We start from the raw sequence: 22,896 nt of genomic DNA on the forward strand, positions 1-22,896 counted from the left end.
AATAGGCGGATTTTATAAGCTGTAAGTAATATTATTTCTTGATTACCTTCTTAATAATTGTCTGATTATTGTCAAATTGAACTTTAACAATATAAATTCCATTTTGTAATTGGGACATATTTATTACATCAGTGTTTCCTGTAAATACAGTTTGTCCTAAAGTATTAACTACATTAACGGTTTTTATTCCAAGTCCGTAAGCTTCAATGTGAGCAACATCATTTACAGGATTAGGATAAATACTTACCGCTTGTTCTGTAAAACTTTTATGATTTAAAATAAATCCGTTATAACCATCTCCTGTCATATAAACAGACATTGGGAAGTAGCCCTGTCCACCTGCAAACTGAGCATCAGGAACCTGTATATTAAAACTATGTTCTCCAGCTTCTAAATTACCAAGATCTATTACACGGTTTGGTATTTTGTCACCCGGACACCAGTTATTCCAGCTCCATGCCGAATTAGTATCAGGCCTTGGCGGAGGGTTAGATGTACCGTTACATAAGTAGTAAATACAATTTATTTGTGTATTGTAGTCTATAAACGGAATACATGAGATACCTCCGGGTTTGTATTGAAGCTTAAGTTCTTCATCAAAATAAACAAAGTGATTACGTCTAACATATTCTTCACCATTAGTATTAGATCCGTGGTTAGAAGTTATAAGATGCAACTGAGCATTTTGAACAGCACTTTCAAGGTTTAAAGTAATTGTTTTAGTAGTTTCTCCTAACACATCTGTACCTTCAAGCGTATAATTTTTTAATTCATATTTGTATGACATCGGAGCTATGAATGATGTTTCGGGAGTTTCAATCGAGCTGTCAGTAGCAGATTCAAAAGTAAGCGATCCCATATAAACATCATTTCTACCGGCACAGCCAGGTATTTCTACAGCCGCCCCACCCTGACCGGGACCTCCCTGATAGCCATATACTTCAAGCTCCACCCAAAGATCATATTGGGATGTAATGGCTGTGTTATGAAAAACGTTGGTAAGATGATCTAAATCATATACATAGGGAACTTCAGTCACAGAAGTTTCATTTTTATCCATAAATGGAGTTATGAAACGACCTAATTCAATTCTTCTTACGTCATCATAATTATAGCTTGTAGTATTTTTAGGAACAAAAGCGAGGTTGATATTACCTATCCTGTCATAATTATCACAAAGCGGATTAAGGGTAACCGTCATGGTAAGTGTATTACCAAAAGAGTCAAGCTGATCCTGAGTCAGCATTTTGGAATATGAAGAATTGCTCAAACGAATTGCTCCTTCCGGAACAGGTTCGTTAACAGTAGCTTCGTACATTCCGTAGTAAACCGCCTGATTAAATACAGTAAGAGTATAAGGCGTATCATCTTGTGCAATACTCTTTACAGGAGTAAAAAAAGAGGCACATAAAGATAAAATAAGTAAAGTTTTTTTCATTAGGGTTAATTTAGAGGCGTAATTTAATAAAAACCTCACTAAAACTTTACTATTAACCTCTAAAAGTTACGCTTTTAAAGAAAAAAAACAAATTCTTATACAATGTATATTTAAAACTGAAAATAAATGAATGGTTGAGGCCCTGCGGCAGCCGCTGCATATACTAACCAGAAAATTAAACCTAAAAGTATACCTTTCACTATCATTGGAGTTTTATCGAAAGCTTTTTTAAGAGCTATAGAAATATTTTCAGGAAGAAAATGCCACACATATCCAATCAGCATAAGCATAAATACATTTTTGTACCCCATTATTATAGTCTCCCACTGATCCGGACTAAAAGTTACATTGCCTATATTATTTATTACATCCAAGGCTGTAGCAAAATCTTTAGCACGGAAAAACAGCCAACAGAAAGCCACAAAATGGAATGTCAGAATTACTGAAATAAAAGTCCATACTCTTTTCGCACCTGTTTTTGGTGCGTTTTTCTTCTCAGGAAAGTATTCCGAGAAAAGCCTGTGTACGGCTAATGCCATACCGTGTAAAGCCCCCCAAATAATAAAACGAAGACTTGCCCCATGCCAAAGTCCACCTAACAACATTGTTGTCATAAGGTTTACATTGGTAAACATGGTTCGGTCTTTATCTTTAGAGAGTACAAAAGTCAGTGTAAAAATCAATAACGATCCTACTCCTAATATTAACGGGATATTACTGCTTGGTCCGTAAGTTGCGCCCCATACTATAAGCGCTAAAAAGAATACAGCCGGAAAAAAGAATCCTGCAAAAGAGCCATGTCGGTTACCACCTACCGAGATATAAAGAAAATCCTTTAACCATGTAGAAAGTGATATATGCCATCTTCTCCAAAATTCTGTAATAGATGAAGATTTATATGGTGTACGGAAGTTTGTAGGCAATTTAAACCCAAGTAACAGAGCAATACCTATTGCCATATCACTATATCCTGAAAAATCGCAATATATCTGTATAGTATACCCATACGCTGCCATCAGATTCTCAAAAGGTGTGTATGCATTGGGCAAATCAAAAACCCTGTCAACAAAATTTATAGATATATAATCTGATATTACTGTTTTCTTTATAAGTCCGCCAATGATAAGAAAAAGTGCCCTGTTAACATCATCTTTGGTTAGATTAAGCTTGGCGTATATCTGCGGAATAAAATCTTTAGCGCGCACAATAGGCCCTGCCACAAGTTGTGGGAAGAACGATACAAAAAACAAATAATCAAGATAGCTTTTTGCAGGTGTTATTTCCTTACGGTAAATTTCTATAATATAGCTTATAGACTGAAAAGTATAAAATGAAATACCCACAGGAAGCATAACTTCATAAAAAGAAAGATGCCCCCCAAAAAGATCATTATAATTACCCAGTATAAAATTGGTGTATTTAAAGTATCCTAAAAAGGTAAGGTTTACAATTACACTAAACCATAAATAAACTTTTCGCTGCAGGGTGCGGGTTTCCCGGTACAAAAAGTAACTCAGGGTATAATCTACTACAGACGATAATATAAGAAGTAAAAAATACTCCCTGCTGCACAGGTAGTAAAAGTATATTGAAAAAGCTGCTGTTATTACTATTCTTGCCCTGAAGTTTTTCCTAACAAGTATGTAAATGAAATAGAATATAAGAAACAGCCTTAGAAACTTTGCGGTATTAAACAACATAGGTTCTTTAGGATTGTATAAAAACCATTCCTGTAGATCCTGAACCGTAATTTGCGGCACTATATCTGTCAGCTGCATTAGTCCCTGTTTAATTTAAAATTATCATAAGCCTCAAGGATAGCTTCACTAAAAAGCAATCCTTGTTTTTCATATCCGTCTTTTGAGTAATGCACCCTGTCAGTACTCATCAATCCTTTAGAAGCATTGCGATTTACGCTGAATAACCCTCCCATTTCAGAAAATAAATCCCATGTCGCATAATTTTGTTCTGTTTCCTGAGCAAGTATGATCTTACTATATTCGGCAACAAAAACATTAGGATATTTCCTTTTAAAAAGTGATGGCGGCGGTGTTATAACCAGTATAGCTGCATCAGGATTTTTATCTCTTATATTTTTAATAAATAAATTAAGCTGCTCTTTATAATTAGCCCCGATCATTTTATCAAATGATTCATTCGTACCCAGGGAGATAACAACCAGATCAGGTTTTAAAGCCGGAAGCTGTTCAAAAAACAGAGGGTATTTATTATAATCAGAACACTTAGCTCCGTTTACACCTATACTGCTGTATATTAAACCAGGCTCATCTTTTTCTAATACAAGTCCATTTAAGGTATAATCTTTATAACCTTTACCAGGCAACATATATATTTTAGAAAGCGCATTAGTACTATGATAATAATTTGAAAGTGTATCTGCAGAGAGTGATAAAGGGATAAATTCAGATCGCTTTATCTCTTTTTTCTGCATTTCTTTCGTTGGTATTTTAAGTGTTTTTCCAGCCCTTATAATATCGCTTCTAAGCCCGTTAATTTTTTTTAACTGGGCTACAGTAACATCGTATTTATTTGCAATACTGCCCAGCACCTCTCCACTTTTAATTTTATGTGTTATTTTCTTTGGGACGGAGGATTCTAAAACAATAGTTTTAGAACTTGTAGCCAGATCAAACATTGGTTTATTTCCTGGTGTAATTATCCTTATGGTATTAAAATCATAAGAAGTATCTCTCAGATTAAGTTCTATTACAAAATTTTCTGAAGTTTTCAGGGCTATTCCACTAAGGCCAACGTTCATGCCTTCTTCAGTAGAATATATATTTCTCCTGCTTTGCCAGCTAACGTTAGAATTATAACGTACATAGTGCCCTCCATTAGTTTTTGCCAGGTTATGCGGGAAAGTAAACCCACAGCCTGCATTTCCAAATTTTTCCTGAAGCTTCTTACGGATAAATCCTGTCATCAGATCCGCCTGAATATGAGAATCTCCAATATGTACAATATTCACATGCCCTTCTTTCTCCTGCTCTAATTTATAAAGCTTTTCAAAAAACAGCTTCATTGCCTCAGTATTTGTAATACTGTTATCACCTACAACAATATCTGTGGTGTCAATATCTGCAATATCTGTTACCACAGAATCTATTACTACTTCAGTAGTATCAACCTGTGCTGCAGCAGAAAAGCACAACAGTATGCAAAAAAAAGTAGATAGCTTACTGCGCATGTGTTGTATCGGTTTTTTGAATTATAGAATCCTGTTTCTTTATTTCAGGCTCAATTATTTCAGGCTCAATATTTTTGTGCCCTCTTAACTTTTTATACTGTTCGTAGCCGTTATTTAGCTGTTTATAAATAAGGTCGGATATTTTTTTAGCCCCTCTGTAGTTAAAATGTGTATAGTCTTTATTCGCCATAGCCGGTACCTCTTCAACCCATTTTACCATAGAACCGTCGCCACCCATAAGGGTGTAAAGATTTACATAAGCAGAACCACTGCTCACCGCATATTTTCGCTGGGCGCGTGTTAAAGGCACTACTGCAGAATCTGTCTTCATTTCCAGATCATACTTGGTAGATTTATCTGCAGACGATATAATAAGTATTGCTACGCCTGGAAAACATTCTCTAAGATGAGCTATAACCTTAGCCATCTTTCTTTCATACCATGTATAATTAAGAGAACCGTAGTTAAGCACATTGGTACCATATTGCAGCACAATAAGATCGTAACCCAGCTTATCATTAAAGGCTCTCATCACACTGGTATCGAAAGTAGAAATTGGCAGTCCCGAATTTCCTCTGTTAGAGAAGTTATCTACATGCACCCCACGTCCGTCGTCAAAATTAAAACCATAGAATGGTATAGAATCTGACGCTGTAAATTGTGCTTTAAACGACTTAATATCACCTAAACCTATACTTAGTGTATTAACCTTATTTACAGGGTTTAGTTTTTTATGAATCGTATCTTTACCAACAATAAAATCTACTACCGCCTGCTTATTACCCGATTTTCCGTAGAAAAGAGTTGGATTATTAAGAGTTTTTATATTTGCAAAATTGCTTGCTTTATATTTAACCCACACAGGATCTACAGTATCTTTTTTTACAAAAAACACCTGCCCGCTTATACCAAAAGGTTTTTTAGGATTTTTTACATTAAGAAAGGATAGTGTTTTCCAGTTTGATGAAAACTGATGTGAAACTGTACTCCTGGATTGTGCCGATTCTGATGTAATATTCACAAAGCCTACACCTTCTCCGCCAAACCTGGCCTGAAGGCTGCTTCTAAATTCTTTCACTATCATATCACCATCGGTCATAGAATCACCAAAATAAGCTATTCTAACATTTCCCTGCTTTTTAGTTTCAAGCTGTAAAAGCTTTTCATAAAAATTTACAAGGTGCTGGTAACCTTTATAATCATCAAAGTTCTCTGCCGGAAATTTTATACCATTTACTTCCTCAAAATCTATTTGTGTGTTTTTTTCCAGTGTATCTTTTTCAACAGGGGCATCTTTTTCCTGAACAGCCTCAAGCATCATACTGTCTACCACAACATTTTTTGTATTGTTGGTGGTTTCAGTAAATATTTTTTTTGGCAAAACCTGTCGAAAACCAATAAGCGCCACTATAGCAATAACTATAATGGCAAATGACTGAAAAAAGTAGGGCTTATTCTGGCTCACTGTAATGGTTGTATTTAAAATTACATGCGTTCAGGCATGTTAATACCCAGTAGTCCGAATGCCGCTTTTATAGTTTCGCCTACCTTTTTAGAAAGCTGAACCCTGAATATTTTAGTATCCATATCTTCTTCTCCAAGTATAGAAACTACCTGATAATATGAACTGAATTCTTTAGCAAGATCATAAGCATAGTTAGCTATAATAGCAGGACTATAGGATTGTGCTGCGTTTTGTACTACAGTGCCAAACAACTCTAATTGCTTGATAAGTTCTTTTTCTTTTGCATGGAGCGGAGCTGTTGTTATATTTTGCTCAATATCAAAATCAGATTTACGAAGTATAGCTCTTGTTCTCACATAGCTCATTTGTATGAAAGGCCCCGAATCTCCATTAAAGTCGATAGACTCATTAGGGTCAAAAAGGATACGCTTTTTAGGATCTACCCTAAGCATCTGATATTTAAGAGCTCCTAAACCTATGGTTTCATATAATTTAGCTTTTTCCTCTTCAGAATAACCTTCCAGCTTACCTAATTCATCTGATATACTTTTTGCTGTAGCAGTCATTTCTTCCATCAAATCATCTGCATCTACAACAGTCCCTTCACGGCTTTTCATCTTTCCTGAAGGAAGATCTACCATTCCATATGATAGATGAGACAGGTTTTGCGCCCAGTCATATCCTAATTTTTTAAGGATAAGGAAAAGGACTTTAAAATGGTAATCCTGCTCATTTCCTACAGTATATACCATACCGCCAACATCAGGAAAATCTTTAACACGCTGTATAGCGGTACCAATATCCTGGGTTATATATACCGATGTACCATCGGAACGCAATACAATTTTACGGTCAAGCCCATCAGATGTAAGATCAATCCAAACCGAACCATCAGGGTCTTTTTCAAAAACACCTTTTTCAAGTCCGTCAGCAACAACATCCTTACCTAAAAGGTAAGTATTGCTTTCATAGTAATTCTTGTCAAAGTTTACGCCTATGTTATTATAAGTCTCTTCGAAGCCTTTATAAACCCAGCCGTTCATTTTGTTCCAAAGTGCCATTACCTCAGCATCCCCAGCTTCCCATTTACGAAGCATTTCCTGAGCTTCAAGCAATATAGGCGCTTTCTTTTTGGCTTCTTCTTCACTCATTCCCGTATCAACCAGGTCACTTATTTCTTTTTTGTAAGCCTTATCAAACTCCACATAATAATTACCTGCAAGCTTGTCACCTTTTATGTTATCACTTTCGGGAGTTTCACCATGCCCAAACTTCTCATAAGCAAGCATAGACTTACATATATGAATACCCCTATCGTTTATAACCTGTGTTTTATAGACTTTTTTACCCGATGCTTCTATAATATTAGCAACAGAATATCCTAATAGCACATTACGCACGTGGCCAAGGTGAAGCGGCTTATTTGTATTTGGCGAAGCATATTCTACCATAACAGCTTTACCGTCTGCTGCAGGGGCAGGAAACGCAAAATTTTCATCCTGCTTTATTCCATTAAAGTAATTAATATAGTAAGCGTCTGAAACTACTAAGTTCAAAAAACCTCCTACTACATTAAACTTCTCTACCTCAGCAGCGTTATCTACAAGATACTGCCCTATTTTATTACCAAGTTCAGCAGGATTGCTTCCTTTAATAACTTTAAGAAGCGGAAAAATAACCATAGTAATATCGCCCTCAAATTCTTTCCGTGTAGCCTGCAGTTCTATTTTTTCTACAGTTACACCAAACAAAGCATCTATAGCCTTTTCTATATGGAAAGTGAGAATTTTTGATATTGTCATTTTGTATTATTTTTTAAGCGTGCAAAGATAAGTATATTTCAGCAACCCCCCGGCAGGAAAAATTTAAAAAAAGATGTTAATTAAAGTATTCATTTCTAATACTTCAATTAAATAAAAAGCTAAAAATAGTATTTTATATAGCCCATGAAAAAACTTTTTTTTCATTTTTCTGTAACAAAAATATCTAAATTTTGTCTTATCACTATATACATGAAATTATAAAATTAAAATCATATGTTTCATGCATAAAAAGGTACTTTGTATTGCATATTAGTTTTAAAGTGCATACATTTGCCCAATCATCAATCAAATCAACGAGCAATGAAATTTAAGCTTTTATGCATGCTCCTTTTAGGAAGCATCATGACTATGACTGCCCAAAACCCTGGCAGCATAACAGGTAAAATTATCGACAACACTACAAAGGAACCTTTACCTTACGTAAGCATTGTAATTAAAGACAATGGCACAGTGGTAACCGGCGGCATTACAGAAGATAATGGAACTTTTACAATTAAAAACCTTGCGTTAAAAAATTATGCTGTCGAAATACAGTTTATGGGTTATAAAACCCAAAATTTAACAGCTGCCCTTAGCGAATCTGCTAAAACTATTAATTTAGGAACAATAACCATAAAGGAAGAAGCTACTACACTTGATGAAGTTAATATTGTTAAGGAAATAAGCACAATAGAGCAGAAACTTGACCGCAAGGTTATAACGGTAGGACGCGATCTTACTACTGCAGGGGGTACAGCCTCAGAAATTATGAACAACATACCATCGGTAAATGTAGATCAGGATGGTAATATTTCACTGCGTGGTAATACAAATGTAAGAGTACTGGTAGATGGAAGGCCTACTAATATTTCTCCTGCACAGTTACTAAAGCAGATACCTTCTACTTCCATCAAAAAAATTGAACTTATAACCAACCCGAGTGCTAAATACAACCCGGAAGGAATGAGCGGTATTATTAATATTGTACTGCATAAAAATACTAACGACGGTTTTAATGGCAGCTTTAATGCAGGTATTACTTTTGGTCAGACCCCTAAAGTAAACAACTCTCTGGATATGAACTACAGAACCGGTAAAGTAAACTTTTTCACCAACGTAGGCAGCAACTCAGGTAAGTACTTTAATGGTGGGTATGTTCAGCGTCAGGATATTGAATCACGCCAGCTTATTGATGTTGTTAATGATAACGACAATGTGCTTGGTAAATTTGGAATGGATTATTATATAAATGATAATAACACTTTATCTGTTTACACTAATCAGAATTATGGCAGCGGTAAAGCTACAATAGGTACTGATATAGTATATGGCCCGGATGAGACATCTGAAAATATATCCCAACAATCAAAACTTGATGGCGATAACCGAAACAACTCTTACAACTTAGCCTATAAACATAAATTTGAAAAAGAAGGCCATACATTAGATTTTGAAGGAAATTATAACGATTCTAAAAACACTCAATACGTAGATTACACAACTACAACAGGTAACGAAGCTGCAAAGCTGTATAACGATGACGTTATTGACAAGCGACAAAATGCTACTTTCAACCTTGATTACATTAACCCGCTAAATGATAAATCAACTTTAGAACTTGGTGCAGAAGCAAGGCTTATACGTTCTGACAATACTTATAATTCTACAAATCCACTAATACCTGTTGAACAGCGAAACGTAGGATATACATATGATCAGGATATTTATTCTGCTTATGCTACATTCGGGCAGAAATTTGATAAATTCAGCTATCAGTTGGGCGCACGTTTTGAAAGCTATAAAGTAAATGCCAATTACAACGGGACACCGGCTTTTAAAGACGATTATATTACAGTATATCCATCAGCATATTTAACCTATAGCCTTAATGAAAAAAACATGCTGCAGTTAAGCTACAGCAGGCGTGTGGACAGGCCAAGCCTTGAGCAAACCAAACCCATCAGGGAGTTTGCCACGCCACTTGTAACGTCATTAGGTAATCCTGAATTAAAACCCCAGTTTACAAACTCTGTAGAACTTAATTATACCAGAATGTTTGGCAAAGGCTCATCAATAACCGGAGGTGTTTATTACAGGCTCATAAATGACGAGATAAGCAGAATACTTTACCCTAATGAAAGTACCGTTAATGAGCAGGACCAGATAATGAGTTTTGGCAACTTCAAACATAATAATGCTTTTGGTTTTGAGCTTTCGGCAAATTATAAAATATTAAAATGGTGGGATATCCAGCCTGCAATAGATTTTTCAAGCATCTCACAAAAAGGTGTTATTAATATAGAGCAGGAAGACGGAACATTTGATACAAAAATTAAAAGCATTACCGCAAATGCATTTAATGCAAGGTTAAATAGTAATTTCAAAGTAAATAACCGCCTTAGCTTCAACTTATTTGGTTTTTACCGCGGGCCAGTTAATGGGGTACAAAACAATTCTAAAGATATGTATAAAATAGATAGCGGTGTGCGTTATACATTATTAGATAATAAAATGACTTTAAGTGTACGCTACAGCGATATGTTTAAAAATATGCGTTATGGCTTTGACACAAAAAATCCATTTACTCAGGAAGGTGAGTTCAGATGGGAAAGCAGAACTGTTTATGTGGGTATAAACTATATGTTTGGAGGCGGAAAAAACAGGGCAATGCAACGTAAGCAACGCGATAATAATACAAAACAGGCAGGCGGAGGAATGTTTTAATCCTCAACTGCAAACAACTTAATATGATTCCATATTAAATTTAGGTTTAGGTTAGTAAAAACCCCGGGAGTTGCGCCCGGGGTTTTGTTTTATAGAAAGAATATGTTTTACATAACAGAGGTTTAAACTCCTTATCTCTATCACTGCAAAATCTCTATAACAGCATTGTGTTTTACAGCAATATATAACTCATCAATCTCATCATTAGTCACAGCAATACATCCGGCAGTCCAGTCTTTACGGTTGTGAAACCATCCTGTATAGCCTCTGGCATTTGGCAGACCATGTATCTTAATATCACCTCCGGGTGATCTGCCTAATTTTAGTGCATTAGCTTTATCAATAGTATTAGGATAAGAGATTCCTAAGTTTTTATGATAACTGCTATGAGGGTTTCTGGCATTGATGGTATAAATACCTTCAGGTGTTTTGTTATCACCTTCATATTGTTTGTGACCTTCGGGACTTTTCCCTAAAGCAATAGTATAGGTTTTAATTAATCTATTACCCGAATACGCCTCCATTTTTCTTTTACCTTTATACACTATAAGTTTATCTATAACTATACCTTTTGGTAATGGTTCATCAGGATACCAGCACCAAACAACTATAGTAGTGAGCACTACCAACAATAGCCAGAACATATATTTAATTATTCTTTTCAGTATTATTAATTTATAAATACAATTTAAATAAAAATTCCACTTACTAACCTATTCAGCATTAGAAAGTGGAATATATATTTTAATCTTAAAAGTTTAAGATTGTCTGCTTATGCAATTACCATTTAATTATAGCACTGCCCCAAGTAAATCCGCTGCCAAAAGCGGCAAGCACAACAGTATCACCTTCTTTAATTTTACCCAGTTCCCAGGCTTCGGTAAGTGCAATAGGAACAGAAGCCGCAGTAGTATTACCGTATTTCATTATATTATTATAAACCTGGTCGTCGCTTAACCCAAATTTTTGCTGAATAAACTGAGATATTCTAAGATTTGCCTGATGCGGTATAAGCATATCAATATCGCTTACCTGAAGATCATTTGCTTTAAGCCCTTCCATAATAACTTCGCTAAAACGGACTACTGCATTTTTAAATACAAACTGGCCATTCATATATGGATAGTAACTCTCATCATTAGGATCTGCATCAGCAATAATATCAGTTACCCAGCGTTTGCCCATACCGGGAGCAATAAGAGAAAGTTCTTCTGCGTGCTGGCCTTCAGAATGCAGATGTGTAGATAGAATACCTTTACTAAGGTCTTCTTCTCTTGAAAGCACAGCAGCACCGGCACCATCACCAAAAATTACAGATACTCCACGTCCTCTTGTTGTCATATCAAGCCCTGTAGAGTGAAGCTCAGAACCTATAACTAGTATATTTTTATACATACCGGTTTTAATAAACTGATCTGCTACAGATATTGCATAAATAAATCCTGAACACTGATTACGAACATCAAGTGCTCCTACAGTTCTTTTCATGCCCAGATCACGCTGAACCAAAACACCGGGCCCAGGGAAATAATAATCAGGACTAAGGGTAGCAAATATTATAAAATCTATTTCTTCTTTATCTATACCTGCCCGTTCTATAGCTATTTTAGCCGCTTTAACCCCCATTGTTGTGGTAGTATCGCCATCACCTTTTACTACATGCCTTCTTTCTTTAATACCTGTACGCTCCTGGATCCACTCATCATTGGTCTCCATAATTTTAGACAGATCGTCATTTGTTACAACATTATCCGGAACGTAATAGCCTAAGCCTGAAATTTTTGAATGATACATGGATTGGTTATTTTATTAAAAATAAGTCTGTAAAAGTAAACATTCTTTAAAAATGAAATGCAAAAGAATGCTAATTTTTAGATTTTTACATTCTTAAACTAATAAATAGAATGCGCACTTATAAAGCTTTAACTTTATATTCAGCTAAAGGCTTCCGGATCTAAAGCAAGTGTAACTTCAAGGTTAACCTCAAGTTCTTTCGGATTTTCAAAAAAGATTACCTGGCGGTTTAATGCCGCTTTTATAAGATAGCGGTTACCTTTAAAATAGCATTGCTTAACTATAACACTAAGCGGACCGCCCGGAGTTATTTTTAGCTGATGGGGATAAATAAGCACAGTCTCATCCGGATTTTGGGTGAGCGTTAGCAGTTCAAGCTTAATTTCATTTACTTCCCCAAAAAGCGAAGCTGTATATTTATCTTTTGGGTTATAGTATATTTCTTTTGAAGGAGCTTTATCCAATACTCTGCCCTGCTTTATAACTATAGTTTCATCTGCAAAAGACAGTGCATCTGTACTATCATGCGTTGCTACAATAACAGTAATGCCCTTTTGTTTAAGATAAGCGAAAAGATTTCTTCTTAAAGCGTTTTTCCTGAAATTGTCTATATGGCTAAAAGGCTCATCCAGCAAAAGAACTTCAGGTTCCAGTGCCAGTACTTTTGCAAGAGCTATCCGCTGTTGCTGCCCACCGCTAAGGTATTGTGCCTTTACATCGGCAAAAGCATCCATTTCAACAATTTGCAAAAGCTCATGAATACGCTGCTGCTTTTCTTCAGGATAAAAATTAGAAAGATAGCTTCCAACATTTTCGGCAGCTGTCACAAAAGGCATTAAATCAAAATCCTGCGCCAAATACTTCATATAGGGCATACCGGGAATAAGATTGTTCTTTGGCCCTGTTACTACTTCACCTCTATAGGTTATCTCTCCTTCATTAAGATCATACAGACCGTAAATAAGTTTTAGCAATGTGCTTTTACCACAGCCACTTTCGCCAATAACAGCAATGTTATGACCTTTTTTTACTGTAAAATTTATATTGTGGAGAATTATCTTATCGGTATAACCAAAAGAGATGTTCTTAACTGCAAGCATTTGTTTTTTATTATTCTGCAAAAATATTCAATTCTTATATACTAAGCACTGCGCTTAACAAATATTAAGATGAAGATTATCCCATTAACTAATACAGCCATTTATAGCAGGCATATTATATTTTTATTAAAATTTATTCTGTAAAATATTCTGTTAGCTCAAAATCATGAAAATTCATTACAAAGAAGCAACTTAGGAGTTTTAATTTTAATACTATTTTAACCATTATAAACTCAATAATTATATAATAAAATTCGTTTTTTAAAATATATCACCTCTACTCAGCTTTATTGGAACGGGTTAAAATACCAAAGGCGCCTTTCTTAAAGAAAAACGCCTTTACCAACCTAACCAATAATAAACATCCCTTACTATACTAAGTGCAAAAAGCACCAATAGCCCAGCAAGAAGATTTTTATATATTTACGAAAAAATCTAAGAAGTAGTTTTATAATTTAACATTAAATAAATTAAGTATAGTTCAGAAACCAGTAGAACATGAAAAAAACAATCACAGTATTAGTATTAATGGCATCGTTGCAGTCTTTTTCGCAGATGTACAAATCCCGTAACCGTTTTAACCAATTTTCTTTAGAAGCAGAGTATGGTTTAACATACACGCGAAATCCTAACCAGACAGATTATAATCATATAGGATTGGGATTCCGGTATATGATAGATGAATACTGGGGTATTAAATTTGATTATGCTCATGATAAAATAGAAGATAATGGCACAATAGGCACAGGAAGTATTTATGACAGAGGGTCTGTACAGGCTGTTTATAATATTGGCCGTCTCTTTAATTTCAGAGAGCTTACTAACAGTACGGTAAACCTGTTATTACATAGTGGCGTAGGTTATTCAAGGCTCGATATTTATCAAAATAAAGATCATGACCATATTGGAAATTTTATTCTTGGCGGTACTGTACAGGTATATATTTCTGAATCACTTGCCCTTACAGGAGACGTTTCCGGCATTCTGAACTTCAGGCAGCAAAACCGGTTTGACAGTAGCTATACCGGTGAAACTTTTACAGGTAAAATGCTTACTGCAGGCATAGGACTTACATATTATTTCGGGCGAAATAAAAATACTGCCGACTGGAGATAAAAAACAAAAATCGGCTAAAAGTTTAAGCCGATTTTTTTATTGCATAAACTCAAACATAGCTTGCACTACCTGTTGCGGATTTTCTTCCATAATAAAATGTCCGCTATTTTTGATCTCTTTCACAACAACCGAATCTGAAAATGGAGCCAGACAATAGGTTAGCATTTCACACCCTGCTTTACTGCCAATGGCAGCAATAGGTATTTTTATCCTGCCATACTTTTTAATATCTTCTATATCCTGTATAAAAGCCTGATACCAGGCATTAGCCGCCCGGATATTTTCTTTTTTATTATAATGATATGCATATATTTGTCTGTCATGATCATTTATTGCAGATTTATTAAGTAACATAGAATCAAATATCCAGTCCTGAAGTAAATGATATCTCCCGTCAAATAATATTTCTGGTAATTCTTTTACCTGATTAAACGCTACCCACCACGGATAAACCGGCATGCCAACAGGAAGCATAGGCAATTTATACATATTCTCATCCGGATGTGGAGTATCCAACATAATAAGTTTCGAAGTATATGTCTCATAATTTGTTGCGAAACTAAAAGCTACATTCGCTCCTATATCATGTCCCGCAATACATACCTTTGAGTAACCTAAAGACGTAATGAGTTCTAGGATATCTTTAGCCATGTTCTTCTTATCATAGCCATCATGAGGTGTATCGCTACTCCCCATTCCGCGAATATCTACAACTATAACGTGATATTTTTCAAATAGAGATGGCAATATTTTATGGTAAGCCCACCACGTTTGCGGCCATCCCGGCAACAATACTAAAGGCTCTCCCTGTCCGCCTGTTACATAGTGTATATTTGTGCCGTTAACCTCAGCATATTTATTTGAAAAACCGGGAAGTAATTTTACCAGCTCTTCATCTGATACAGATAAATTCATTTTATATTTATTTAAAGGATATATTATTCAGATTTTTTTTCTTTCAGGCCGATTCCGTTACTAAAAGAAAACCATGCAAAACGCTTTGCTTCATTTCTGGCTATATCTCCATTATCAATAGATAATATAGCTGCATCGGCAATGCTCCCAAAAAGATTGAATATCCATACCACAGAGAGTTGTTTACTTATTACCCCTTTCTCCTGTAATGTGTAAATAATTCTAACCCATTTAGATTTCACATCGTCACCCTTAAAATCATCATTACCTCCTGCTTCAGTATAAGAACTTCTTTCATAAAGCCTCTTAATAAAAACCGATTTACTTCCACTTTCTATAACAGCAGATAACATTGCTTGAAGTTTTTTTACATTATCGGTATTAGAGTTATAGGCATTAACCATAGCTGAATTGCATGAAGACATTGCAGCATCTTTACATGCTGTAAGTAATTCGTTCTTACCACTAAAATAACGTTGAAGGGTTCTTCTGCTCACGTCTGCAAGTTGCGCTACATCTTCCATGGTAAAGGGTAAATTTTTACCAAATAATATAATAGCTGCATTTATAATTTTTTCTTTTGAACTTTTCATGTCACAAATATATACAATTTGTCACAATATTGTGACAAATTATTTTTATTTACAAAAAAATAGCTGCTCAATGAGCAGCCATTTTAATTATAATTATATAGCGTAAACAATTATTGCTTAGCTTCTTTTTCAGCATCCTGAACCATTTTCTCATTTGCAGTAATAGCAAATTCTACACGACGGTTTTTAGCCATATTCTCTTTAGTTGTATTTTCTACTAAAGGCTCTGTTTCACCACGTCCCATAGTAACAATTCTGCCTGAATTTATACCTTTACCAGTAAGGTAAGCTTTTACAGATGCAGCTCGTTGTTCAGAAAGTTTCTGATTAAGCTCGTCACTTCCACTACTGTCAGTATGTCCAACAATCTGAATGTCAGTATCAGGATATTCGTTAAATACAGGAATAATTTTATCAAGGTTAGCTTTAGCCGTAGATGTAAGCGTAGATTTTCCAAGATCAAAATTTACAGAGTTTTCACCTAATGTAATTTTAATACCTTCTCCTACTCGTTCTACATCTGCCCCCGGAAGCGCCTGATCTATTTTTTGAGCCTGCTTATCCATTTTGTTACCTATAATACCACCTGCAGCACCACCAACAGCACCACCTATAATAGCACCAAGGGCAGTGTTCCCGCCTTTACCAACGTTATTACCAAGTATACCCCCGATAACAGCACCTGAAGCAGCTCCAATTGCTACACCTCTTTGGGTATTATTTGTATTTTTAACCGCGTCACAAGAGCTAAAACCAATACTTGCAGCTAAAGCAATGGTAAGCATATAAATTTTTGTCTTTTTCATGATCAGATATATTTGGGTTTTTATTGATTACATTTTTGAAAATTGGTACACAACTTCTACAGTTTTACCACCTACATTTACATTATCTACCAACTGGAAAGAATTTTCACTTTGGTTTCTCATTTTTAAAAAGTAGCCTTCTGTTACTCTTTTTGCTTTTTGACCTTCGGTAATTTTAAGTGTAAAATCACCTGTTTTAGTTACTGTCCATACAATAGGGCTGCTAAAAGAAGGGCAGTTTGCACCACCTCCTAAATTCATTGTTCCTTTATTATTATTGGAAACAAAACTCCAGCTACTCCCTACAAAGCATTTTGAATCGGCAACGTCAAAAGAAGTTACTTTGATATAATCCGAACCCGGGTATGTTACATTAGTAATTGTCCAGTTCCCTTTAAGGCCCATTTGGGATTTCGTATCAAGGGATCCACATGAAGCCAGCATCATGACAAACATGCCTAAAAAAAGAAATTTTTTCATAGTGTTAATAAAGGTTTTAAAGGTTTAAATCCATTCTGATTTTTCAGTATAAAAGTAGTGAATAAGCAAGCTATTTTACAATAGGGACATTATTTTTTTAATAAGAAAAAAATTAAAGATTTGTAATCCATATCTATTTATAAATCATGTAAATACCCATTTTAAAAGGTCTTATCATATAAGAGCTTTAAAACATTGGCACTGTATTAATCTTTTCTTAAATCATCTTTTCTTTAACAAATATGTCTTGTAAACTGTATCAAATTATCAAAAAAACAAATGCCAATTTGTCACCATATAGCTATTGGTATCTTATTTGAATGGAAGAAAGAAACTAAATCATATAAAAAACATATTACTATGACAACAGGAAAAATTAATGTTTCGGTAGAGAACATATTTCCCTTAATCAAGAAATTCTTATACAGCGATCACGAGATCTTTTTACGTGAATTGGTTTCAAACGCTACAGATGCTACGCTCAAATTAAAACACCTTACCGGTATTGGCGAAGCAAAAGTTGAATACGGCAACCCTGTTATTGAAGTAAAAATTGATAAAGAGGGTAAAAAGCTTCACATCATTGACCAGGGAATTGGTATGACAGGTGAAGAAGTAGAGAAATACATTAATCAGGTTGCGTTTTCAGGTGCTGAAGAATTTTTAGAAAAGTATAAAGACTCTGCCAAAGATTCAGGTATCATCGGACATTTTGGTCTTGGTTTCTATTCTGCATTTATGGTGGCAGAAAAAGTTGAGATAATTACAAAATCATATAAAGATGAACCTGCAGTACACTGGATATGTGACGGCAGCCCTGAATTTACACTTGAACCTTCTGACAAAACTGAAAGAGGTTCTGAAATAATACTGCATATTGCCGAAGATTCACTTGAATTTCTTGAAGAAAGCAAAATCAGCGAACTGCTTAGAAAATATAACAAATTTATGCCGGTACCTATTAAGTTTGGTACCCGTACAGAGACACTTCCTAAGCCGGAAGATGCTCCTGAAGATTATAAAGCAGAAACAATTGAGGTTGACAACATAATAAACAACCCTAATCCGGCTTGGACTAAACAACCATCTGATCTTACAGAAGAAGATTATAAAGCATTTTATCATGAGCTGTACCCTATGCAGTTTGAAGAGCCGCTTTTTAATATTCACCTTAATGTAGATTATCCTTTTAACCTGACAGGTATTTTATATTTCCCTAAACTTTCTGCCGACTTACAGGTACAGAAAGATAAAATACAGCTTTACCAAAACCAGGTTTTTGTAACTGACAATGTAGAGGGTATTGTTCCTGAATTCCTTACCATGTTACGCGGTGTAATTGACTCTCCGGATATCCCTCTTAACGTATCACGATCTTACTTGCAGGCTGACGGTGCCGTAAAGAAAATTTCAAATTACATTACACGTAAGGTTGCCGATAAGCTTAAATCGTTGTTTAACGAAAACCGTGAAGATTTTGAGCAAAAATGGAACGATATTAAAATAGTACTGGAATACGGTATGCTTAGCGAGCCTAAATTCTATGAAAAAGCAGGTGCTTTTGTACTATATCCAACCGTAGATGGTAAATTCTTTACACTTGATGAACTAAAAGAAAAACTGGCTCCTAACCAAACTGATAAAGATGGTAAGCTTGTAGTGCTTTATGCCTCAAACAAAGATGCACAACACAGTTATATAGCTGCTGCGCAGGATAAAGGTTACGAAGTACTGCTACTTGATTCTCCTATAGTATCACACCTTATACAGAAACTTGAAGCTGATAACGAAAACTTCACGTTTGCACGTGTAGATGCTGACCATATTGATAAGATCATTAAAAAAGATGAAGAGCAGACATCTAAACTTAGCGATGAAGAAAAAGAAAAGCTAAAAACTACTATAGAAGAATTCATTCCAAAATCGGGCTACACTGTACAGCTTGAAGCTATGGACAGTAATGCTGCTCCATTTATGATAACACAGCCGGAATTTATGCGCCGTATGAAAGAAATGAGCGCCAGCGGCGGGGGCGGTATGTTTGGTATGGGTAACTTCCCGGATATGTATAATCTGGTTGTAAACACAAATCATGAACTATCCTCAAGTATAATAAGTAATACTGATAAAACGCACCAGGAGGCATTAGTTAAACAAGCTTTAGATCTTGCCAAGCTGTCGCAAAATCTGCTTAAAGGTGAAGAACTTACTGCTTTTGTGAAGCGTAGTTTTGAACTTATAAAATAGTATTGAGGTAACAGATCTTAGTATTATAACCTGCAACTTTCGTTGCAGGTTTTTTTATTTATATTTGATAAATTTTAAAATAGTATGTTTAGTTTATTTCGCAAAAAGAAACAAAGCAGAAAAGAGAAGTCAGAAGAATTACTCAAAAAATCAGGTATAAAAACTAATGACTGGCTCCCTGACATTGAACCTGATGAAGAAATAATATTACGAAGCCCTGTAGAAATAGCCGAAAGAGTGACCATACTTTGTATTATAAATTTTGTAGCTTTTAATACTTTTTCAGGAGAAGAAGCTCTTGAATATATACACTACCATAATCTTTCAAATCTTTTAACTCCCCTGGAAATAGAATTTTTAAATAACCCAACAGAGGAAAAAAAGTTTAAGGAAAGCTGGAAGTGTGAAGGAATATGGGTACTGCTTTGGTCTTTAAACATTGTTGAAGACCTTGAATTTCCCGACCATTTATGTGATTTAAATAAAATCACTCCGGAGAATTATCCTATAGGAGATAAAAAAGACCCCAATGATTTTATAAATAACAGTTGGGAATTAAGATCGAAAAGCCAAATACTGGATGCTAACGATCTATATTACCGCATGGACTGGGCCTGTGTTGATGCACGCATTAATGGTAAGGAAATGCAAATAGTCCATCCCGGAGTAGTATATGAAAGACATTACGCTCTTAATTGGCTGATAAATTATATGGATCAGGAGTGGGACGATATTAGTTGCGACACATAATACATAGGTTACGCTGGATATATTAACCAACTTAGATTTTAGTAAGTTTGGCATGATAACTCTTACCTTCGGCAGTAGCAGTAATATATACATCTTTCCCTTTAACTTCATCTATAGTAACCTGCATTACAGTACCTGGTGGAAGTTTAAAATTTGGCAGGGTTGACATAACAAGCATGTTTTCGTATTCGCAATCGCTTATCCATTTAATCTTTGATATTGCTATATACTCGCGTTTTTTATATTCTTCTGTCCACGACTCGCCATTTATTCTTACAATAACATCATCACCATCAGTATCTTTATACCTAAACGTACCACTATGCAATAGCTTACAACCCGAAGCTATAGGGGTAACTGCTGAGTGAACTATAGTATCAGAAACACGGGAAACCACAGTGTCTTTAGTAATTATGCTGTCTTTAATTATTTGCTTTTGTTCAGCAGCCTCAGCATTGTCCGTTTTCTCTTTGCCACAGGAAACTACAATTAACAGGCATATTATAACAGATATTCTATGTATTGCAAATTTTATCATAGATCAAATATATAAAAGAATTAACTTTGGTTAAACAACATTATTATGATACTACCCTGGCATCTTTACCTAATGGCTGTACTTTATATTTTAGCAGGAATTAATCATTTCAGGATGCCAAGAATGTATTTAAAAATAATACCGCCTTATTTGCCATCTCCCAAAATGCTTAATGCCATTAGTGGCACAGCTGAAATTTTATTTGGTATAGTATTGTGTATTCCTTCAGTTTCCAATTGGGGAGCATGGGGAATAATAGCTTTACTTATAGCTGTTTTTCCTGCAAATGTATATATGGTTACCAATGAAAAAGCCGCTTTAGGATTACCTGCATGGGTACGATTAATACGTCTGCCATTACAGGCAGTGCTTATTTTCTGGGCGTATATCTACACTTAAACTTTTATTTTTATATACTGATTAAAAAGATTAAAGTGAATGTAAGTCTTTTTTCACACGAAAAAATTCAATGATTTCACAATCTTCCCTAAAAGAATTAAAAATTACTCAACGATTTTTTTAAAATTGTCAAAAAACACTAAAAAAACATCTTATATATACATTTAATAATTTTTTTTAGTAATATTGATTAACGAATCTTAAACATTTAAAACATTATCTGATTAATTTTTCATCTGATGAAAAAGAGTAACCGTACAGAATTGGACAGGGAAGCGTTAGAAAGGATTGTAACGCTTGCCCAGGAGGAAAAAAAGCCTTTTGAAGAGATCAAGAAAGAATTTGGAATATCTGAAAAGGAAGTGACAGAGATTATGCATAAGAGATTATCATCAGATAATTTTGAATTGTGGAAGAAAAAGGTGGCAGCCAAAAAGCCTAAACCTAAACCAATAAACAGTTTTGAAGATGATGAACTGGATTCTAAGTATTACATCAAGAATAAATTTTAATATGCAGCTCCTATTTAGGAGCTTTTTTTTACACCAAACATAAAATAAACGCAACTAATTTTTAACTTTATTTATTTTTTACTTAATTTTGTTAAAACAAGCTTACTTTAAGTTAAAAATTAAACCATGCAATTACCAAAGCTGCCTATTGCCTGCCCCAGCTGCTCCGGAGCACTTCATGTATCTCAGTTATCATGCCCTTCCTGCAGCACCCAGGTTTCAGGAAATTATCCATTACCTGTTTTATTAAATCTTCCCGCAGATGAACAGGCTTTTATTTTACAGTTTGTTCTCTCCGGCGGAAGCCTCAAAGAAATGGCTTCACAAATAGGTATCAGCTACCCTACCGTAAGAAACCGGCTGGATGACCTTATAGAAAAAATAAAACGACTAACCCCTGAAGAATAAATAACCACCACCATAGTATGAAAAAATTACTTTTTAATCCGTTTGAAAAATATGACGGACGCCCGATTCTTGCCCTCGGATTAGCAGCTACATTAATAGGCAGCTTTTTAGGTTTTATCTTTAATGCCCGTTTTGACGGGGTTATTGATATGCATTTTACTGATAAAGTAGCTTTCGCCGAGCCTTTTAGTGATAATGTATTTAATATTGCCTTTTTGTTTATTGCGCTTTATGTTGTTGGCAGATCTATTAACAACAAAACAAGGCCAATAGATATATTAGGAACAGTAATGCTGGCCAGACTGCCTTTTTATTTTGATACATTAACCAACATAAATGGTTATATGACAGCATTTGGTGAAAAAATAATGAACCTCGGATCAGATATTACGAATATAAATCCCATGGAAATTTTACTACCTACTTTATTATCACTAATTACAATACCGCTTTTAGTATGGTATATAGCTATACTTTATAATGGATTCAAAACAGCAACTAACCTTAAAACAACCACTCAAAAAGTATGGTTTGCGGTAGCATTGATAGTTGCCGAAATACTGGCAAAAATACTATTCTATATAATTCACCAATAAACAAT

Annotated in this window: 21 protein-coding genes; 8 read left to right on the forward strand and 13 right to left on the reverse strand. The window is 35.0% G+C overall.

What is annotated here, in order from left to right:
• Positions 1-31: 31 nt before the first annotated feature.
• From NHE85_RS01900 to argS, 5 genes are all read right to left on the reverse strand, one after another.
• On the reverse strand, positions 32-1,438 hold the full coding sequence (locus tag NHE85_RS01900) for a peptide-N-glycosidase F-related protein (RefSeq protein ID WP_252809146.1): 1,407 nt from the start codon (positions 1,436-1,438) through the stop codon (positions 32-34).
• Positions 1,439-1,548: 110 nt separating this feature from the next.
• The gene (locus NHE85_RS01905) at positions 1,549-3,216 is read right to left on the reverse strand and encodes an MBOAT family protein (protein ID WP_252809149.1); all 1,668 of its coding nucleotides are present in this window, start codon (positions 3,214-3,216) and stop codon (positions 1,549-1,551) included.
• A complete protein-coding gene (locus tag NHE85_RS01910) occupies positions 3,216-4,646 on the reverse strand; it encodes a GDSL-type esterase/lipase family protein (protein ID WP_252809151.1) in 1,431 nt (476 codons plus the stop codon). Before NHE85_RS01910 ends, NHE85_RS01905 begins: the two co-directional genes overlap by 1 nt.
• Positions 4,636-6,111 (reverse strand): SGNH/GDSL hydrolase family protein, encoded by a 1,476-nt coding sequence (locus tag NHE85_RS01915; protein WP_252809153.1) that lies wholly within the window; start codon positions 6,109-6,111, stop codon positions 4,636-4,638. Before NHE85_RS01915 ends, NHE85_RS01910 begins: the two co-directional genes overlap by 11 nt.
• Before the next feature lie 20 nt (positions 6,112-6,131).
• Positions 6,132-7,913, reverse strand: coding sequence for an arginine--tRNA ligase (gene argS / locus NHE85_RS01920; protein ID WP_252809155.1), 1,782 nt, complete (start codon positions 7,911-7,913; stop codon positions 6,132-6,134).
• A gap of 321 nt (positions 7,914-8,234) precedes the next feature.
• On the opposite strand from argS, the gene NHE85_RS01925 reads away from it, so the two are divergent.
• Positions 8,235-10,637, forward strand: coding sequence for a TonB-dependent receptor domain-containing protein (locus tag NHE85_RS01925; protein WP_252809157.1), 2,403 nt, complete (start codon positions 8,235-8,237; stop codon positions 10,635-10,637).
• A 140-nt stretch (positions 10,638-10,777) separates the two neighbouring features.
• On the opposite strand, the gene NHE85_RS01930 is transcribed toward NHE85_RS01925, so the two are convergent.
• The 3 genes from NHE85_RS01930 to NHE85_RS01940 all read right to left on the reverse strand — a co-directional run bounded on the left by NHE85_RS01930 (position 10,778) and on the right by NHE85_RS01940 (position 13,531).
• Entirely contained in the window at positions 10,778-11,281 is a 504-nt protein-coding gene (locus NHE85_RS01930; protein WP_252809159.1) for a murein L,D-transpeptidase family protein, read from the reverse strand.
• Positions 11,282-11,417: 136 nt separating this feature from the next.
• Positions 11,418-12,431: a 3-oxoacyl-ACP synthase III family protein gene (locus NHE85_RS01935; protein ID WP_252809161.1), complete on the reverse strand. Its 1,014-nt coding sequence runs from the start codon at positions 12,429-12,431 to the stop codon at positions 11,418-11,420.
• 140 nt (positions 12,432-12,571) lie between these two features.
• Positions 12,572-13,531, reverse strand: coding sequence for an ABC transporter ATP-binding protein (locus NHE85_RS01940; protein ID WP_252809163.1), 960 nt, complete (start codon positions 13,529-13,531; stop codon positions 12,572-12,574).
• Between the two features lie 498 nt (positions 13,532-14,029).
• On the opposite strand from NHE85_RS01940, the gene NHE85_RS01945 reads away from it, so the two are divergent.
• Positions 14,030-14,647, forward strand: coding sequence for a hypothetical protein (locus NHE85_RS01945; protein ID WP_252809166.1), 618 nt, complete (start codon positions 14,030-14,032; stop codon positions 14,645-14,647).
• A gap of 36 nt (positions 14,648-14,683) precedes the next feature.
• Here NHE85_RS01945 and NHE85_RS01950 read toward each other — a convergent pair whose 3' ends face one another.
• From NHE85_RS01950 to NHE85_RS01965, 4 genes are all read right to left on the reverse strand, one after another.
• Positions 14,684-15,562 (reverse strand): alpha/beta fold hydrolase, encoded by an 879-nt coding sequence (locus NHE85_RS01950; protein WP_252809168.1) that lies wholly within the window; start codon positions 15,560-15,562, stop codon positions 14,684-14,686.
• Positions 15,563-15,585: 23 nt separating this feature from the next.
• A complete protein-coding gene (locus tag NHE85_RS01955) occupies positions 15,586-16,155 on the reverse strand; it encodes a TetR/AcrR family transcriptional regulator (protein WP_252809169.1) in 570 nt (189 codons plus the stop codon).
• A gap of 110 nt (positions 16,156-16,265) precedes the next feature.
• On the reverse strand, positions 16,266-16,961 hold the full coding sequence (locus NHE85_RS01960) for an OmpA family protein (RefSeq protein WP_252809170.1): 696 nt from the start codon (positions 16,959-16,961) through the stop codon (positions 16,266-16,268).
• 27 nt (positions 16,962-16,988) lie between these two features.
• The gene (locus tag NHE85_RS01965; RefSeq protein WP_252809172.1) at positions 16,989-17,441 is read right to left on the reverse strand and encodes a lipocalin family protein; all 453 of its coding nucleotides are present in this window, start codon (positions 17,439-17,441) and stop codon (positions 16,989-16,991) included.
• 360 nt (positions 17,442-17,801) lie between these two features.
• On the opposite strand from NHE85_RS01965, the gene htpG reads away from it, so the two are divergent.
• Together htpG and NHE85_RS01975 are read left to right on the forward strand one after the other, a co-directional pair.
• The gene (gene htpG / locus NHE85_RS01970) at positions 17,802-19,688 is read left to right on the forward strand and encodes a molecular chaperone HtpG (protein ID WP_252809174.1); all 1,887 of its coding nucleotides are present in this window, start codon (positions 17,802-17,804) and stop codon (positions 19,686-19,688) included.
• Positions 19,689-19,772: 84 nt separating this feature from the next.
• Positions 19,773-20,438, forward strand: a complete 666-nt coding sequence (locus NHE85_RS01975) for a DUF4272 domain-containing protein (protein ID WP_252809175.1) — start codon at positions 19,773-19,775, stop codon at positions 20,436-20,438.
• Positions 20,439-20,469: 31 nt separating this feature from the next.
• Here the strand turns inward: NHE85_RS01975 and NHE85_RS01980 are convergent, their stop codons facing one another.
• On the reverse strand, positions 20,470-20,976 hold the full coding sequence (locus NHE85_RS01980; RefSeq protein ID WP_252809176.1) for a hypothetical protein: 507 nt from the start codon (positions 20,974-20,976) through the stop codon (positions 20,470-20,472).
• 45 nt (positions 20,977-21,021) lie between these two features.
• On the opposite strand from NHE85_RS01980, the gene NHE85_RS01985 reads away from it, so the two are divergent.
• The 4 genes from NHE85_RS01985 (at position 21,022) to NHE85_RS02000 (ending at position 22,891) form a co-directional block, all read left to right on the forward strand.
• Positions 21,022-21,375 (forward strand): DoxX family protein, encoded by a 354-nt coding sequence (locus tag NHE85_RS01985; RefSeq protein ID WP_252809177.1) that lies wholly within the window; start codon positions 21,022-21,024, stop codon positions 21,373-21,375.
• Positions 21,376-21,614: 239 nt separating this feature from the next.
• Complete coding sequence (locus NHE85_RS01990) at positions 21,615-21,887, forward strand: DUF2805 domain-containing protein (protein ID WP_252809178.1); 273 nt, start codon at positions 21,615-21,617, stop codon at positions 21,885-21,887.
• Between the two features lie 126 nt (positions 21,888-22,013).
• Positions 22,014-22,295 (forward strand): DUF2089 family protein, encoded by a 282-nt coding sequence (locus NHE85_RS01995; protein ID WP_252809179.1) that lies wholly within the window; start codon positions 22,014-22,016, stop codon positions 22,293-22,295.
• Between the two features lie 17 nt (positions 22,296-22,312).
• A complete protein-coding gene (locus NHE85_RS02000; protein WP_252809180.1) occupies positions 22,313-22,891 on the forward strand; it encodes a YIP1 family protein in 579 nt (192 codons plus the stop codon).
• The last annotated feature ends 5 nt before the right edge of the window (positions 22,892-22,896 follow it).

The organism is Flavobacterium sp. NRK1, from assembly GCF_024054175.1.
Lineage (GTDB): Bacteria > Bacteroidota > Bacteroidia > Flavobacteriales > Flavobacteriaceae > Flavobacterium.

What these genes read in the sequence shown, in the direction of transcription:
- NHE85_RS01940 (WP_252809163.1), bottom strand. Translation starts at nt 13,531, where the DNA reads ATGCTTGCAGTTAAGAACATCTCTTTTGGTTATACCGATAAGATAATT.
- NHE85_RS01990 (WP_252809178.1), top strand. Translation starts at nt 21,615, where the DNA reads ATGAAAAAGAGTAACCGTACAGAATTGGACAGGGAAGCGTTAGAAAGG.
- NHE85_RS01930 (WP_252809159.1), bottom strand. Translation starts at nt 11,281, where the DNA reads ATGTTCTGGCTATTGTTGGTAGTGCTCACTACTATAGTTGTTTGGTGC.
- NHE85_RS01945 (WP_252809166.1), top strand. Translation starts at nt 14,030, where the DNA reads ATGAAAAAAACAATCACAGTATTAGTATTAATGGCATCGTTGCAGTCT.
- argS (WP_252809155.1), bottom strand. Translation starts at nt 7,913, where the DNA reads ATGACAATATCAAAAATTCTCACTTTCCATATAGAAAAGGCTATAGAT.
- NHE85_RS01975 (WP_252809175.1), top strand. Translation starts at nt 19,773, where the DNA reads ATGTTTAGTTTATTTCGCAAAAAGAAACAAAGCAGAAAAGAGAAGTCA.
- NHE85_RS01950 (WP_252809168.1), bottom strand. Translation starts at nt 15,562, where the DNA reads ATGAATTTATCTGTATCAGATGAAGAGCTGGTAAAATTACTTCCCGGT.
- NHE85_RS01985 (WP_252809177.1), top strand. Translation starts at nt 21,022, where the DNA reads ATGATACTACCCTGGCATCTTTACCTAATGGCTGTACTTTATATTTTA.
- NHE85_RS01935 (WP_252809161.1), bottom strand. Translation starts at nt 12,431, where the DNA reads ATGTATCATTCAAAAATTTCAGGCTTAGGCTATTACGTTCCGGATAAT.
- NHE85_RS01925 (WP_252809157.1), top strand. Translation starts at nt 8,235, where the DNA reads ATGAAATTTAAGCTTTTATGCATGCTCCTTTTAGGAAGCATCATGACT.
- NHE85_RS01995 (WP_252809179.1), top strand. Translation starts at nt 22,014, where the DNA reads ATGCAATTACCAAAGCTGCCTATTGCCTGCCCCAGCTGCTCCGGAGCA.
- NHE85_RS01960 (WP_252809170.1), bottom strand. Translation starts at nt 16,961, where the DNA reads ATGAAAAAGACAAAAATTTATATGCTTACCATTGCTTTAGCTGCAAGT.
- NHE85_RS01965 (WP_252809172.1), bottom strand. Translation starts at nt 17,441, where the DNA reads ATGAAAAAATTTCTTTTTTTAGGCATGTTTGTCATGATGCTGGCTTCA.
- NHE85_RS01905 (WP_252809149.1), bottom strand. Translation starts at nt 3,216, where the DNA reads ATGCAGCTGACAGATATAGTGCCGCAAATTACGGTTCAGGATCTACAG.
- NHE85_RS01900 (WP_252809146.1), bottom strand. Translation starts at nt 1,438, where the DNA reads ATGAAAAAAACTTTACTTATTTTATCTTTATGTGCCTCTTTTTTTACT.
- NHE85_RS01980 (WP_252809176.1), bottom strand. Translation starts at nt 20,976, where the DNA reads ATGATAAAATTTGCAATACATAGAATATCTGTTATAATATGCCTGTTA.
- NHE85_RS01910 (WP_252809151.1), bottom strand. Translation starts at nt 4,646, where the DNA reads ATGCGCAGTAAGCTATCTACTTTTTTTTGCATACTGTTGTGCTTTTCT.
- NHE85_RS01955 (WP_252809169.1), bottom strand. Translation starts at nt 16,155, where the DNA reads ATGAAAAGTTCAAAAGAAAAAATTATAAATGCAGCTATTATATTATTT.
- NHE85_RS02000 (WP_252809180.1), top strand. Translation starts at nt 22,313, where the DNA reads ATGAAAAAATTACTTTTTAATCCGTTTGAAAAATATGACGGACGCCCG.
- htpG (WP_252809174.1), top strand. Translation starts at nt 17,802, where the DNA reads ATGACAACAGGAAAAATTAATGTTTCGGTAGAGAACATATTTCCCTTA.